The following is a 16,537-nucleotide window of genomic DNA, read 5'->3' on the forward strand; positions in this document are numbered from 1 at the left end:
GCGATGCTCGCTAGCGCATCGCCTCTTTGTCCCGTTTGGTAGACGGGTAACAGTCAGTCCGCCCGCTCGTCATAGCGCGATTTGAAGGCGCTCGCGAGCGGCTTATTGGTCGGAAGGTTATCCTCGCCGATCATCCTGGACTGGAGGTGGTGGCGCCGGCGCTGATCAAACCCGATACCGTGCTGCGGCGCGAGTTCAACAGTGTGGACCAACGAAGGGATGGGAAAGCTAAGCAAGGACTCTCGAGTCGAGAGGGCTACGATATCAGGCTATTGCTGCGCGAGCTCCCTTCGCCGGACGTTGGATCCGGTCAAGGTCCCCAGCCTCGAGGGCTCACAACCAGGCAATTCGTAGATTCTGGGCAGACTCGTCAACCCACTCCATCAGGAGCCTTCGGGGATCTCGGGGAGCACGACGCCGCACCTGCGGCCGCGTTTGTGCATGCGCTCGCCGCGCTCTTTGCTCAGCCACACGCCTGGCGCGTACGCTGAAGCTGCAATCGCGTAGTCGCCCTTCAAGTGCTGGATGATCCTCGCCGAGTAATGATAGCTCGTCACGCAGCGGCGATGATCGTTTACCTTCACATCAATAATTGTCGGGGCAGGGCTGGATTGAATTTACCTTAATTGGGCGGGGCCATCTTTGGTTGAGTGCTCGTCCGGTCGCCACGCCATTATGGGATCGCTCTCCGCCCTAGAGCCTCTCGTCCTGGAGGTTGGCAATCCTCTTGGCGCAGCGAACCGGCTAGAACTGAAAATCGAATTTTGAGATGCACGAAGGCAATGCCGAACTCACCTATCGGAATTCCAAGGGGATTTTGCTGAGCCGGGACATTTCAGGCGTCCACCACCGATCCGTGCCCCTCGTAGTCTAATTTATGTAACCGCGGAACGTTTCGTCCATCATTAGGGCTTCGCACGGACCAACATACGGCCCGTTGGCATCGCGCGTTGAAGCCTACTTGGGGATTCAAAGCCGGAGCGGCTGCTAGCATCAATGCTAAAGCTCGATCCGTCCTCCTAATTCAGCCAGCGCATGCGACGGCACCTTGAAACATCGCGCTTGCGATCGGCATCAAGCGTCGGCGCCTATCTGGGTCTTACGCCTCGACGCAACCACTCTGGCGAAACTGGGCAAGGTATCACGATGGGGCGACCGTCTTCTCCCAACCTACCTGTACGAGGCGGCGATCGTCCTGCTTCATCGAACGAAGAAATGGTCCTCTCTTAAGGCTTGGGGCATGAAGCTCGCTAAGCGGATTGGCATGCGAAAGGCAAAGGTCGCCATCGCGCGCAAACTCGCCATCCCTCCTCACTGTATCTGGGTCTACGGCACATCGTTCGACTGGGGCCAGGGGAAGGAAGCCTGATCCGATCTTGTAGAGTTCCTGGTCCGGTCTGCCGGACTGGCGATGTCCCGCTGGGACCGTGTTGTGGCGACCTCGGTCAATCAGGTGGTGGCGGCTCGTCCGCACTCCGCTGCAAACGTTGAGGCGCCCGACCCCGACATCATCATAAGGCGCTGCGCGACCTCGGAAAGGACCATGATCCCAGCGAAGACCTTAACCAGCCCCGGCGATCCAATGCACGTATCAGCCGGCCCGCGCCGTCTCCGCAATCCGGACCAGCTCCGACGGCGCGAGCACTACCACCGTGCCGTGGGCGAGTTCAGAAATGTAAGTTTGACAACAAACCGCAATTAAAGGGCCGATTGACACCCAGCGCGCGCGTACGCAGGCGAGGCAATGGCGGCTCCCCGGAGATCATGATCCCCGAGCGCCCTGCTAAAGCTGCCGAAGCAGTGCCGGGACATTGTGAGTGAGACCTCCTCTTCGGTGTTGGCAGCTCGGCAATCTGCAGGCCGTCCGAGCGCACGAAAGGCATCACGATGCTATTGCACCGTCCGTTTGGGGGGCGAAGCGCAGCGCCTGGTGGCGGGCGACGCAGCTCTTCGAGTAAGGTCAGGCCCTCTTTCACGATGCCAGCCGGAACGACAGTCCCACTCAGGACGCCAGTCGGAGGACACCGAGTGCCGTTTGTCGTGTGTCAACTATCAACTCTCGCAGTTGATGGAGAGAACGACCCATGCGACCGTAACGATCGGATACCACCGATGCAGGTCGATCAACATCCGGAGAGACGCCCATGCCATGCGGCGCCACGCCCATGGTTGAAAAATGCGTACAAGCAGCGGCTGATCATCGACAAATGAAACGGGCGGATCCTTCGTACAGTGATGTTTAATAATGACGAGTGACGGCACAGAATCTTCGCTCCGCATCTGGCTCGCCGTCATCGTGCTAGGCATCGCCTCGTTTCACATCGTCTTGGCAGAGATAGCACCTATCGGGCTGTTGTCTCAGATTGCTCGCGACCTCGGACGAGATCAGGCAGCGGTCGGGCTCACGGTGGCCCTCTATGCCTGGATCGGTGCTGCCAGCGCTCTGTTGTCGCCCGTTCTGCTTCAGAAGTTTCCTCGCAAGCCGCTAGTCATCGCCTTAACTATTATCCTTTCCGCAACAACGTTTGCGGCGACGATGTCTCACACTTTCGAAGGGTTGTTGCTGGCACGCACGGTGGGCGCTGTCGTTCACGGTTTCTATTGGGCCATGGCGGCTGTGGTTGCGTCTAAGATTGCGCCGTCCCGCAGTATGGGTGTTGCGACGGCAATCGTATTCGGCGGGATCTCGATGGCGACCGTTGTTGGCGTGCCGCTCGCGAACTTCGTCGGTCAGGTGAGCGGATGGCGTGCAGCGTTCAGATTAATTGGCGCCATCGGACTGATCACCTCAGCCCTGATGGTGGCAGTTCTTCCGAAAATGCAGGCCGGGACGCCAGCGGGATGGAGAGAGCTTGGATCAGTCTGCCGCAGGCATGACCTGTTGGGGATCTATGCCGTAACGACATTCATGGCGGCGGCGCATTTCGGGGCGTACACATTTATAGAACCATTCCTCAACGAGATTCCAAACGTTGCCCAAGTCATGATTGGCGCGCTGTTGTTCGGCTTTGGCGGAGCAGGATTCCTGGGGAACATCCTGGCGGGCGTCCTCATCGACCGCTTCATGAAGCCCATCATCACTGCGGGGCTGCTTGCTCTGTGTCTGGCGCTCGTTGGCCTTGGATGGTTTGGTCCCCAGTTGGGGACAGGCCGGGTCCTTGTCTTGCTGGTCATCTGGGGCGCGGCCGTCGCGGCGCTGTTCGCGGGACTCCAGACCTGGATCCTACGCGCCGCCGGGTCGACAGTGATGACTGCTGCCGCGATGCACTCGGCGGTCATCAATTCGGCCATCGGCTTCGGAGCCGTCCTTGGCGCCCAGGTGTTGACTGTAGCCGGCCCATCAGGAGTGATGCTGGCAGCTGGTATGGTCGTCATCATCCCTCTGCTGATAGTTCTCCCGCAAGCGGCCCCAGAGGGTGATCTAAAAAAGGGGGCGTTGCTTGATGGATAACGCCGCAGCCGTGCGCACGGCGCGGATCGCCGCGTGCCCTACCACGAATGTCGCACGAAACCTTCCGCTGGTACGCGAGCTTTGGACCAAAATGTTCGTGCAGCCCGGCGGACCGGTCGAAGGGGGTGAAACACCACGCCAGGCCTTGCCCGAGAACTCGTTGAGGAACTCGGCATCGAAGTTTCTGGCGATGTACGCGAACATCTCGGGGGATTGCGCCGTTGCGGCATTGCGAGGAGCATTCGGTCGAGCGGTCTACCGCACTGCGGGACACTTTTGCACTCTTTCCACACAACAATGTCTCTGTCCTGAGATTACCCCGCATTCTAGCATCATAATTGACGCTACCCGACAGACGGGCAAGCTCGCCTTCTTCATCCCGTGAGCGTCCTCACGCTGGCGTGTGACGCGCTTCTCGATGATCGGTCCTATCGCGCTCAACCGAAGGCGCTCTTTGCTGGCTCTTCCGAGGCGCTGCCGAGCAGCTGAGCCATCAGCGCCTTCCTGCGCGAAATGAGCAAGCTGATGACGTCTACTTGCGTGCTTTCCTGATTGAGCGCTCACCAGCATCACAATGGCATTCCAGCCAGCGACTTCGATCAATTGCGTCCTTAGACCCACTGGGATCTCAAAGCCATGGTCTAGAACTGGGCTTACTGTCAATGAACTCGCATGATGGTGCCGAAGACGAGACGCAAGATCGGCGCGGCCTCTAGATCAAGTTTACGCTCTTGAGCGCATTGTGGCAGGTCGCTTCACTCGTTTCGGGATGGCCGTCGCATTGGATCATAGGCCGGTGGTGGGACGTGTCTGCGGATACCCATATCCGCGAACTCGCACGCACCTACACATCGATGCCCGCGTCGGCCAAAACCACAGGCTCAAGAGGGAGCTCATGCGCGGCGGCCTTCGCATCAACTTCTGACCTCGTGGACAAAGGCGGCGCACTCATCGTTGACAAGAGAGAGGCGCGGCTACGTCCATGATCCAATAGGTGCGTGCACGAAAATCGAGCTGTTCCAGAAGCTCCTAAAATCGGGCTGCAGGGCGGAGGACTCAAAACTGCGGACCGCGGAGCGGCTCGCTAGTTTGATGGCGGTCGTCTGCCCTCTCAGCTGGCGCGTCCTCTGGCTCATCATGCTCGATCGTACGGCCCGGACGCATCACCGAAGATCGCCTTCACGGACACCGAGATCGTATTGCCCGATGAACTCATCAAGGACGTCGGCATTCAACGAGGTCGCCTTGGAACCCCCGCATTCTACTTGACCGAACTTGCACAATTGGGTGGCGACCTGGCCAGGGCCGCAGATCCGCCACCCGGAAATGTTGTCATCTGGCGCGGACTCTCCAGACACACCGGATCGAACTCTGCGCCGAAATCGGAGCGGTTGGAAATGTCGATAAATGAAGTGTCATCGAACAGTTCCACCGCTGCGGCTTTGGAATCGGCTGTTTGCGCAGTAAGCGCGAGTTTCCGGTGCGCCAACCTGTCGAGTAGATTGACTCGCCGCAACTGAGAAAACGGACTAGTGGCACACCCGATAAAAATCCATTAGCGTTAGGCTTCCTATGTTTAGTTTGCCTGATTTGCGTGTACTGGAAGTCGCGGCCGTCGTCATCGAAGAGGGCAGCATGAGCGCGGCCGGCCTCAGACTTGGCATCACTCAATCGGCCGTTTCACAAGCGATGAAGCGCGCGGAGGCGCATATTGGCGCGTCCTTCGTCCGTCGCGATCGTCGTCCCCTTGGGCCCACGGAGGCGGGGCAAGCTCTGCTCACCCACATGCGCGAGATAACCCTGCGCGTCGGACGAGCTGTCGAGGAAATGCGGGCCGCCGCAGCGCGTCCCGAACGCGAGGACCTTCGGCTCGGGATGATCGACACGTTCGCGTCCACAGTGGACCACTGTTGGTCCGCAGCCTCATGGCGGGTTCAATCGCGCTTCGCGTGAGCGCATATTCGGGGCTGGTACCCGCGCATGCCGAGGCATTGATGCGCAACGAGATCGATGCAGCTGTCACATCGGATCCAATGGAGGGCGTTGACGAAGTTACCCGCTTACCTCTATTGCGCGAGCCATTCCTCCTGGTAGCACCGATTGCCTGAGCGGATACTCTTCGCGATCGTCCACTGGACGACCTACTACTCGAGCACCGACTTATCCGCTACACCGCGCGTTCGCACATGGGAACGCAAATTGAACGTCATCTCCGGCGTCTAAGGATAGAGCATCCGCAGACGATGTCGTTCGACACGTCGGACTCGCTGCTCTCGATGGTCGCCAATGGCATGGGCGTGGCGATTACAACACCCCTGTGCATATTGCAGGCTGCCGTCCATCGACCGGCGCTCGAAGTCATGCCATTGCCGGCGACCGGCCTCTCGCGCACGATCGCGTTGGTGACTAAGCAAGGCGGATTAGGCACGTTGGCTGCGCGAATAGCGGATGATACTCGTGTGCTCCTGCGGAACTGGACCTTGCCCCAGATCGCGGCTCAAATTGCCTGGATGGCTCGTTCCGTCGGCAGCATCGTGTTGGATCCGCTCGCTCACGAGGACGCCGCCTGCCGGTGCGTTGCGGGTGGCTCCACCCGGACTCTCGACGAACAGTATAACCCTAATTAATCATACTTATCAGCCTCCATAACATCTCCGATCTTAGCTTTAACTCTCGCCCGTCTTCGGAGAGAGTTGTTTGCGTAGCGTCCGAACCCGGGATCAGAGATGTCAGCGACTCGCACCGAAATAGACAGTCTAGGAACGCGCGAGCTGCCGCTGCGCGCCCTGTACGGCTTGGCCTCCCTGCGTGGGAGCGAGAACTTCGACATCTCACTCCAGAAGCTCGGTGATCAGCCGGCACTTCTTCGGGCACTAGCGCGCATCAAGCGCGCTGCCGCGGCGGCGAACCGTGAGCTCGGAGCCCTCGACGCCAAAGTAGCAGGAGCACTAATCGCGGCTGCGGACGAGGTCATTGCTGGTAAACACGATGGGCAGTTTATCATCGATTTGCTCGAAGGCTCCGGCGGTACATCGATCAACATGAACATGAACGAGGTTCTGGCGAACCGGGCCCTGCAAATTGTCGGTGAAAAGCCCGGCCGGTACGACGTGATCCACCCAAATGATCACGTGAACCTATGCCAGTCGACGAACGATGTGCTGCCCTCGGCGCTCAAGTTGGCGGCGCACGAAAGGTCCGGCGATCTGGTGGGTGCGCTGGAACAGGTGGCGGCCGCTCTTTCGGAGCGGGCCATTGTATTCGCTGACGTATTGCGCGTCGGCCGCACATGCATGCAGGCCGCCCAGCCGATGACGCTCGGTCAGGCGTTCGGCGGTTACGCATCAGCGATCAAGCGGCTCTCCTTGAAGCTGTCGGTGGCGCGCCAGGAATTGATGGTGCTTCCCCTCGGAGGTACTGCGATTGGCACCGGGCTCGGAGCAGCGCCGGGCTATCGCCGTGCCGTCTATGGACATCTTGCGGCAATCTTGGGCCACGCGGTACGCCCAGGCGACGACATGTTCGATGCCATGCAGAACGCCGACGCCTTCGCACGCGTGTCGTCGGAAATCCGCATCGCAGCAGAGGTAATGGCGAAAATCGCCTCTGACCTGATCATCCTTTCCTCTGGGCCAAATACGGGGCCTGGCGAATTGCGGTTGCCCGCTCTCCAGCCCGGTTCTTCGATCATGCCAGGTAAACTCAATCCAGTCCTGCCGATGATGATCCAGCAAGTTGCGTTCGCTATCGTGGGCAACGACGCCGCAGTATCTCTCTCAGCGTTGAGCGGCCAACTCGAGATCAATCACTTCGAGCCAGTCATCGCCTCGCGCCTGTTCGATTCGATCGAGCTTTTGACGCGATCGGCCAGAATATTTGCCGACCAATGCATCTCGGGGATCCGGGCAGACCGGGAACGGTCGCTCAGCAACTTGATGCAATCTTCGGCTCTTGCGACCGTGTTCGTACGGCGCCTTGGTTATGAAGAGGTATCGACACTTGTGCTTACAGCCGCTGAGCAAATGCGGCCCTTCATCGAAATCGCGATCGACCGCGGACTTCTGAACCGTAGCGCGATTTTGCAGATGCTGCACGAGAGCACCCGTTATGGCGAGAATGCCGCATGAGCCGCGATTCTGCACTTGCCCTTGTACGCGAAGGGCTCACGAGCATGCCGCGAGTCGATGCACAACGCCAGAGGATCAACCTACGAAGGTCATGCCACAGCCAACTCGCCATCGCCCTGTCTCCAACCCGATGCGGCAGATGAGACGATGCGCCGCGATGGAGAGGCCGCTTGTTCATAGGTCAGTGCTCCGGCCTCTCTTCAAGTCGTGCTTATACGGACGCGCCTGGCCGTAGTGCCAGGGGCAGTGATGGGCAAAGTCAGCAAACACGTAAGACATCGTCGATAACGTATTCTAACGGTTCGCGTGGGGCCGTCCTGGCCTTCGCCAATCTTCACATCCTGTTCGGCCGGTAGCCCGATCAAGATGTGCAAGTTCTCCGATAGCTGGTTACGGCCTGATTCACCTGATGATACATTCACGAGGCGTGATCGAGTCCCGCAGGTTCGAACACGGGCCCAACATTTTTTCGTTCGTTCGCTGCCGTATTCAAGACGGCACTGAGGCACGCGAAATCCATCCGATGCCGAGAGGCAGCTGCGCGCGTCAGAATCTCATCCGTCGTATCGACTGGGCCCAGCTGAAGTTTCCCCACTCCCAGCCGTTGTTTATGTCGTATGCGACATTCGGTTTGAGTATAAGGTAAGGTCAATCAAGATGCTCTGGCTGTAGGCCTTGTCGATGACCGTGCCAGTGTTTACCTGGTTTGTAGTAAAAGTTAGCATCACCTTTTGTATTGGCGCCTTTGCATTTAGCTGCTTGCCATAGAGTGGCAAAGCGCAAAGGGGGTTCGCATTTCCATTCACCAATTCGGAAACGCCGCATGTTACTGGTGTGACAGTCAGTTCTCGATTGAGATCACCCCCGCTTCACGGCCGACCACATTGCCACTGCCTTGGGGCGCTTCGACTTCCCGCCTTTGGGCGATATCAATGCCGTAAGAGCTGACGCCCTTAATTTGGCCGTTAGGGCGCGCAATCGGGCCGCCAAGCAGTTTGGAGTGGCGATCAGCACGGCGATCGGCTGGATGAAGCGGGTCGATGAGACCGGCAGCGTTGCTCGGGGCCAGATGGGTTGGAAAACCATTACCTTTCTGGCGGCCCTGCGCCATGACCGGATCGACGCGCCATGGTTCATCGAGGGACCAATCATGGCGTGAGCTTCCGGATCTATGTGGAGAAGGTTCTCCTGCCGACCCTTCGGCCCGGCGACATCGTCGTCCCGGACAATCTCGGCAGCCACAAAAGCAAAGCCGTGCGCCAGCTCATCCGCTTCGCCGGAGCAAAGCTCTTCTTCCTGCCAAAATACTCACCCGACCTGAACCCCATCGAACAAGTCTTTGCCAAACTCAAGCATCTGCTCCGCAAGGCAGCCGCACGAACCGTCGATGCGGTCTGCGCCGCCATCGGCGAACTCCTTTATGCATTTACACCCGAAGAATGCGCCAACTACCTCAAAAACTCAGGCTATCGAAGCTAGTCCCATCACGCTTTAACGGCGAGCCTCCCAGGAGGCTAGCGCCCAATGCTCTGTACCTCGATCATATCCATTCTCAGCTCAACCCGCTATCCCGATCGCTCTTGAGGACCGTGCCGGAGCGCTCGTCTGAGCTCGCCGAACTGGTTGAACATGACGATGAGAGCGATTATTCCGGCGCCAAGCTCTGCGAGCGCTTGACTGGCTAACAGTCCGTTAAAACCCGCTACCAGCGGGAATAACAGTACGGCCGGTATGAAGAGATACCCCTGCCTGGCCAAGGACACAATTGCACTGAGGCGCGCTCTCCCAAATGACTGAAGCATTGCCGTCACGAAACTCTGCACCCCAAACAGTCCAAAGAAGAGATGGAACACGATGCAGGTCGAGACGGCAAGTTCGGTGACGTACTCGTTATCGCTAAATAGGCTCACCAAAGGCCTCGCAAAAATCACAACGGCCGCAGAATACAGCACCGAGAATGCGATCGTCACGAAGAGCATGAACTTCGCAGCCCTCAATATATGAGCATAGTCGCGTGCGCCCCAACCGAAACCCAGGATAGCTTGAGCGCCAATACAGAACCCGGAGATAGGCAGTGCGCCGACCATCAAGATACGCACAGCTATTCCAACCGCGGCGATGGAATCGTCGCCGAACGGCGCAGCAGCTCCGTACAAGAGCATAACGGCAAGAGCAGATAAGATACTCGTCATTGTCGCCGGCGCGCCTACCAACGCGAGCTGTCTGATGCGATCTGCTCGCAATGATATGTGAGATATCCTGACGAGAACCGTCCCGCCAAGCTTCGTAAAATACGCGATATACAGTCCGACAGCAGAGATCTGAGACACCAGCGTTGCGAGGGCTGCGCCTCGCACGCCAAGGTCAAGCGAAAATATGAAGACGGGATCAAGCACAGCGTTCAGGATAAACGCGGTCATCATCACCCACATGCTAAATCGTGTATAGCCTTCGGCTCTTACAATGAACCCGCTGACTGTATTTAGTAGCATCGGGGTGTACCCCAACAAAACCGTTCCCGCGTAGTCGAGCGCCACGGGCATGATGGTTGGGGTAGCTCCGAGCGTTGCAAATATCCCTGGCAGATTTGGAAGCAGAGTGAGGGTGACTGTGATACCGATCGGAGCGGCGAGCGCGAGTGCCGTGCTTGCGCCTCGACTCGCTTCTAGGTACTCACGAGCGCCCAGATGACGAGATATGAACGACGCTGCTCCAACACCGATCCCCTGTCCGGCTGCGGCGAGCAGGACCACGATCGGAAAGGTCATGCTAACAGCTGCGATCGCCTGCGCGCCTAGGGCGCCAACAAAGATCGCATTGACGACCTGCTGCAGCGCATGGATCGATAATCCAACAACAGACGGAATGGCGAGCCGCAGGATAAGACTCAAGAGATTCTGGTCCGATAGATCGACGTGCTGTTTTTTCTTTGGCATCACATTGCGCTTGCTGTCGAGGGCGATTTCTTTATTCGGTCCATTCACGGACGAGTGAACTTTTCCAAATTCGACGATGGCGTACTCAGCGCAATCCTCTCCGGATCTGCTCTGGCACGCCGTGATCGCCTGGATATGTTGACGTTTTCAAAGCTGATTTTTGCCTGGCATACGCCTCCCGTCAGTTGTAGCGAATACTGACTGAGGTGTTCGAGGGTAGCCCCCAGGTTCTGCTAGTCATATTGTGCCGTTCCGCCCTTTGGTTGAGCATCGTGCCGGTTGCGTTCACTTCTCGGGATGATGATCGGCGGGGAAACGCGGCCAGACCCTAGAGCCTCAAGTTGGTTTTGGCATCTACCGGATCTTGTAGTAGACGCTCCATCATCTGCATGGCACAAGCAATGAACGTGCTCAGAACCACTGTGGTGGTTCGATGATGTCCTGCAATCTGTACACGATATCGGGTTCCTCAGCGCGATCGAGACGAACGGCAGGCTGCCGGCCCCGGCCAGCGTGGTGATTGGATTTGCGTCAGTAAATCGCGCCGCGCTGGCCGTCACTCGCGGACACGAACTGAAAATTCGTGTGGCCGCAACCGGCAGCCTGCCAGACCGGTTCGATGAGCGTGGCTTGGACAATTTCTGCTTCGATCGAAAGACCGCCCTGACGCCGTCGAGCGGCGGGCTATCTCGTACTGCTTGGCTCAGCCGAAATGGCGGCTCAGCGTGCAGTCCCACAAACACTCGGCATCACATGAAGATATCGCAAGCATTTAAGTTCGAGGCAGCGCACCGACTTCCAAACGTCCCGCAGACACATCGCTGTCATCGGGTGCATGGTCATTCCTATCGCGTCGAGGTCGTGCTGAACGGGGCCGTCGATCCGCACACCGGATTCGTAATGGATTTCTTCAACATGGAGGAAGCGTTTGGCCTTCTTATAAAGAAGCTCGATCACCATTGCCTGAACGACGTCCCGGGACTGGAAAATCCGACGGCGGAAAATATCGCCATCTGGATCTGGGAGCACGCGAAACCGCGCCTCGCCCAACTCTCGAGCGTGAGGGTGTACGAGACGACGGATAGTTGGGCGGAATATGACGGGCCCGATCGCTGAATTCAGCGCTCATTTGGGACTGTGTCGATGCGGCGCGCCTGTCGTTCTTCGGCTCAGAAGCGGACTTGCTCGATCTGCGATTCGGCTCTTCATCCGCCTCGCCCGCGGCCAGATTTCCGCGCTCACAGAAGAGCCCTTGGATCCGACGGGAGCGCCCGGTTTGGCTATGATGACATCCATCACGTGACCGCATTCGAAAAGCTTCCGGCCAAACGATTCGGAATCCCGCGTTGTGCTAACCGCCGGAACGATTTGAGGGGATTCGTCCTGAGGAGCGAATTCGATGCTGATTGTACCGGCGAGACGACCCGCCATCCCGGACGCTGCGGCTGGGCGACTTCGTGCTGCAGCAGGTCGGCGCTAGCCGCCAATGCGAGGAGCACGGGTGGATGCAAGATCGCGCAACCCGCATGTGCGCGAGCTCGCCGTAGACATCGCCGTCAATACCCCCCGTTCGACACTTCGACGGGCGAAGCCTCAATTGAAGCTGGCGAGGTGCCGGACTCGCGCGTCCGCGCTGACTGGTCACGGATGCATCCCTTGGCCGACTGGTTATTTCCACCCAGCCGATAGCTGCGGACGTAAACCGGACGAACAGCTGTCCACAGGAACCGATGCCTCGCCCCGCCGCATCCGATTGAGTGCAGTCAGGCCCGGACCGACCGCGGGTTCATCCCGGGAGCCTACGATCCCCAAACCTTAGCCGAAATGGCGGCCGCGCTCGAGCAACCGCCGGACTATCGCGCCTTGCGCCGGCTCGTTGCGCGCCCAGAATTCGCGCGAATTGAATTTCTTGGCAACTATCCTAAGCCTGCAGCACATCAGCGGTCTCTTTTCAGACAGCAAGCGCAGCGCGGTCAGGAAGTGAATAATTCTCCAAAATGGGTACGCCACTCATTCGGGGAACATGGATTCTGTCCCTGTCCCGGACGACGTCAATCTTGCGAGTTATGCTGTCCTGATGTCCGGCAAATCACGTGGCGGTGGCCTGCTCGATCAGGTAACAACAGCATCCGCCTGTCGGAGCAGAAACGGATCCGCGACGCGCTCTTCGCCGAACACATGATTCCCCCCAAGGTTCGCACCACCGGTTTGAAGGTCCGGACGCGCAAGGGCCCGTGAAACCCTCCCAGGCATCCGTCGCTCACCACATCTGCACAATGAAGCGGCCGTTATTTGGTCGCGATGTAGTCCTTCACCTCGGGCAAGCAGTAGATCGAGACGAAGCGCAGCAGCCGCGGATCATCCTTCCTGTCCGCCGCCATGAACTGCAGGCACCCAGTGCGATCAAGTTACCGCGGTCGGCGAGCAGCGCCCCTAGCTAGCGGAGCGATCGAGCAAACCCGAGTTGATCGCTAGGATCATCGCTTGGCCAGGTGGGCATCGGATGCTCCGATGAAGGCGAGCTCGGCGGCGTTCTGGACGTGATCGGAACTCGCGTCGGCGCGGTGATCCGACGCGATCGCGACATAGAGCGCCGGCAGCACGAAAAGCGTGAACAGCGTGCCGATGGACATGCCCGCGACGACCACGAGCCCGATCGAGAAGCGGCTCGCGGCGCCAGCACCCGTTGCGGTCAACAAAGGTAAGAGGCCCGTGACCATCGCCGCCGTGGTCATCAAGATTGGACGGAGGCGGACGCGCGCCGCCATCTCGATGGCCGAGCGGGGATCGAGTCTCTCCTTGAGCTGCAGCTGATTGGCGAACTGGACCATCAGAATACCGTGCTTGGATATCAGCCCAGCCAATGTCAACAGTCCGATTTGGGTGTAGATGTTCATCGTCGCCAAGCCAAAGAATAGCGGGATTAAGGCGCCGGCGATTGCCATGGGAACGCTGAACATGATGATGAGGGGATCGCGCAGACTTTCGAACTGCGCCGCAAGCACCAAGAAAATGACGATGAGTGCAAACGCAAAGGTGATGACCAGTTTGTTACCCTCCTGCACATATTGACGGGCGTCCCCGAGGAAGTCGTGGCTGAACTCTGCGGGCAGTTTCATTGCCTCGCTCTCGAGGAAGTCCACAGCCTGACCGATCGTGACGCCGGGCATCGGTACGGCTTGGAAGGTCGCGGAGTTGAGCTGGTTGTAGTGGGTGAGTGCGTTCGGATCGGTCGCAGTCTCGATGGAGACCACGGTCGATAGCGGCAGCATCGAGCCCACCGCTGCCTTGACATAATAGCTCCCAAGTGATTCCGGCGTCAGGCGTTTCTCGCGCGGCACCTGCGGGATCACTTCGTAGGAGCGACCCTGCAGGTTGAAGCGATTGACGTAGTTTCCGCCAAGGAGGATCGCGAGCGCGCTACCGACGTTCTGCATGGTGATGCCAAGGTCGCTCGCCTTGGATCGATCGACCTTGATTCGCACCCCCGGCTGGTTGAACTCAAGGTCAGAGTCGCTGACCATGAACAGACCGCTCTCGCGCGCGACATCCTTCAGCTTCGACATCTGCTCGTAGATGTACTGGAAACCGAGCGTCGACTTGATCACCATCTGCACTGGTAAGCCGCCCGAACCGCCCGGAAGCGGCGGCAAGCTAAAGGCAAATGCGTTGATGCCTTCCAGTTTGGACAGCTCAGCCTGGACCAGCGATTTCAGAGCGATCGATGAGCGCTTGCGCTCGGCCCAAGGCTTAAGCAACATCCCGGCCATGCCGCCCTGCGGACCGCTGATGCCGTTGAGCACGAAGCGAAAATCCGTCTCGGGAAACTTCTGGAGTGCCTTGTCGAGCTTGGCGCCGTAATAATCCAGGTAATCAATATTGGCGTATTTCGGCGCTTTTGTCAGTGCGAATACGATACCCTGATCCTCCTCGGGTGCGAGTTCCTTGGAAGTTTGCATATACAGAAAGGCGACGAGGCCCAGCATGGTCAGCGCAAACAGCCCGGTAATCGGGCGATAGTCGAGCGAGCGGTCGAGCTTGCGGCCGTACCAGCGCGTCACGGCGCTGAACACACGATTCACAAACTTTGCAAACCGCCCCTCTTCAGCGCTCTTCAGGAAGACCGCGCACATCATGGGCGACAGCGTCAACGCGATCACGCCCGACACGATCACCGAACCCGCCAGTGTAAACGCGAATTCGCGGAACAGCGCGCCGGTGAGGCCGCCGAGAAAGCCGATGGGGGCGTACACGGCGGCCAACGTAATCGTCATGGAGAGGACGGGGCCGACGATCTCGCCCGCGCCATTTGTAGCAGCCTGCGCGGGCGACGCACCTTCTTCCATATGGCGATGAACGTTCTCCACCACGACGATTGCGTCGTCAACCACGAGACCGATCGCAAGCACCATCGCAAGGAGGGTCAGCAGATTGAATGAGAACCCTAGCGCCAGCATCATACTGTAGACGCCAATAATGGACAGCGGAATGGTGACGACCGGAATGATGACAGACCGCAGGGAGGCCAGGAACAGGAAGATCACCAACATCACGATCGCGACGGCCTCAAGGAGCGTCTTCTCCACCTCGTCTATCGATGATTGGATGAACTTGGTGGAGTCGTAGGCCACTTCCATCTTCAGCGATGGCGGCAGGCTGCGCTTCATTTCTGGAAGCAGTGCCCGAACGCCTCGCGCTATGTTCAGTGGATTACCTTCTGGGCTCGCCTGCACGGCGACGAAGATCGCGTGTTCGCCGTTCATCGCGACGCTGGCGTTTGTGCTCTGCGCCGCAAGCTCGACTGTCGCGATGTCCTCCATGCGCACAAAGCCGCCGTCGTTGGCTTTGACGATCATGCGCTTGAAGTCATCAACACTCCGCAGATCAGTGTTGACCGTGACGTCGGAGAGAGTGAAATAGCCCTTAGTCTGGCCGGCCGCAGCCTGGAAGTTGTTGGCCGCGATTGCAGCCGAAACATCAGCTGGCGACACGCCGTGGCCCGCCATTCTCGCGGGATCGAGCCATAACCGCATCGCAAAAGTCTGGCCGCCGAGGATGTCTGCTGCTGCGACGCCGTCTACAGTTGACATAATCGGTTGCACCACGCGCGAGAGATAGTCGGAGATCGCGCTGGCCGTCAGTTCTTCGCTGGAGAAGGCGATATACATGACAGCTGTAGTCTGACCGGCAGATTTGGTGACGACCGGATCGTTCGATTCCTTAGGGATTAAATATTTGACCGAGTTGACCTTGGAGAGCACTTCAGTGAGCGCCTCGTTGGGCTCGAAATTGAGCTTGATATAGACCTGGATCGTCGAGGCACCGAGCACCGAGGAGGACGTAATGTAATCAACGCCTTCGGCCGAAGCGAGCGCTTGCTCAAGGGGCGTGGTGATGAACCCCTGGATCATGTCGGCGGAGGCGCCAGGATAAGAGGTTGTGATATTGACGACCGTGTTGGTCAGCTTAGGATACTGCCGGATTGGCAAAACGGTGGCCGCACCAATGCCGGTCAGCAGGATCAGGAGACTGACGACGATAGACAATATCGGACGTTTGATGAAGAGCTCGGTAAATGCCATCGCGATGCTCGCATTCAAGAGACTGACGGAAATTCGCCAGTAAGCCAGGCTACAGCAACAGGCATCAACGCGGCGACTGTGGGTAGGGGCACCTTCTCAGGGTAGAGCCCCATGTTTCTCTTAAGCTAGCAACCGCCCCGGGGGGCCGGCTCGAACCAGTAGAGCTGAGCCTCTGGGCAAAGCCGCAGACAATGTAAAGAGTCAGCTCCGTCGTAGCAGCCGATGTCCAAGATCACTGGGTCTTGCTTCTGGAGGGAGCACACAATGTGCTGATGGACCTCCAACGCGGAAGTGGGCTGACGTATTTCCATTTAACCTCGTCCCACGCCTCAATGGCAGCAATGCCTTGCAGCACACTTATCAACTCAGCTTAGGATTTCGCGCCGCCCCACCCTTCGGACGATCCAGCTTCGACGCTGAAACTACAGACAAGCCGACGGG

The 16,537-nt window shown here is 58.6% G+C and carries 7 protein-coding genes and 2 pseudogenes; 7 read left to right on the forward strand and 2 right to left on the reverse strand.

Features of this window, described 5'->3' with window-relative positions; genetic code table 11:
* Positions 1–1,074: 1,074 nt before the first annotated feature.
* The 6 genes and pseudogenes from ACFQX9_RS30535 to ACFQX9_RS30560 form a co-directional block, all read left to right on the forward strand.
* A pseudogene (locus ACFQX9_RS30535) lies at positions 1,075–1,369 on the forward strand (transposase); the annotation flags it as partial.
* 876 nt (positions 1,370–2,245) lie between these two features.
* Positions 2,246–3,451 (forward strand): MFS transporter, encoded by a 1,206-nt coding sequence (locus ACFQX9_RS30540; protein WP_007599985.1) that lies wholly within the window; start codon positions 2,246–2,248, stop codon positions 3,449–3,451.
* Positions 3,452–5,023: 1,572 nt separating this feature from the next.
* Positions 5,024–5,404: a LysR family transcriptional regulator gene (locus ACFQX9_RS30545; RefSeq protein ID WP_377791409.1), complete on the forward strand. Its 381-nt coding sequence runs from the start codon at positions 5,024–5,026 to the stop codon at positions 5,402–5,404.
* A 233-nt stretch (positions 5,405–5,637) separates the two neighbouring features.
* On the forward strand, positions 5,638–6,078 hold the full coding sequence (locus tag ACFQX9_RS30550) for a LysR substrate-binding domain-containing protein (RefSeq protein ID WP_377791410.1): 441 nt from the start codon (positions 5,638–5,640) through the stop codon (positions 6,076–6,078).
* 99 nt (positions 6,079–6,177) lie between these two features.
* A complete protein-coding gene (locus ACFQX9_RS30555; RefSeq protein ID WP_377791411.1) occupies positions 6,178–7,578 on the forward strand; it encodes an aspartate ammonia-lyase in 1,401 nt (466 codons plus the stop codon).
* A 1,075-nt stretch (positions 7,579–8,653) separates the two neighbouring features.
* Positions 8,654–9,057, forward strand: a pseudogene (locus ACFQX9_RS30560) (IS630 family transposase); the annotation flags it as partial.
* Positions 9,058–9,143: 86 nt separating this feature from the next.
* Here the strand turns inward: ACFQX9_RS30560 and ACFQX9_RS30565 are convergent.
* Positions 9,144–10,562, reverse strand: a complete 1,419-nt coding sequence (locus tag ACFQX9_RS30565; RefSeq protein WP_377791412.1) for an MATE family efflux transporter — start codon at positions 10,560–10,562, stop codon at positions 9,144–9,146.
* 705 nt (positions 10,563–11,267) lie between these two features.
* Between ACFQX9_RS30565 and queD the strand changes: the two genes are divergently transcribed.
* The gene (gene queD / locus ACFQX9_RS30570; protein ID WP_085361592.1) at positions 11,268–11,630 is read left to right on the forward strand and encodes a 6-carboxytetrahydropterin synthase QueD; all 363 of its coding nucleotides are present in this window, start codon (positions 11,268–11,270) and stop codon (positions 11,628–11,630) included.
* A gap of 1,361 nt (positions 11,631–12,991) precedes the next feature.
* Here queD and ACFQX9_RS30575 read toward each other — a convergent pair.
* Positions 12,992–16,096, reverse strand: coding sequence for an efflux RND transporter permease subunit (locus ACFQX9_RS30575; protein WP_377791413.1), 3,105 nt, complete (start codon positions 16,094–16,096; stop codon positions 12,992–12,994).
* Positions 16,097–16,537 lie beyond the last annotated feature (441 nt).

Origin of the sequence: Bradyrhizobium sp. GCM10028915, assembly GCF_042666195.1 — a bacterium.
Classification (GTDB): domain Bacteria; phylum Pseudomonadota; class Alphaproteobacteria; order Rhizobiales; family Xanthobacteraceae; genus Bradyrhizobium; species Bradyrhizobium canariense_D.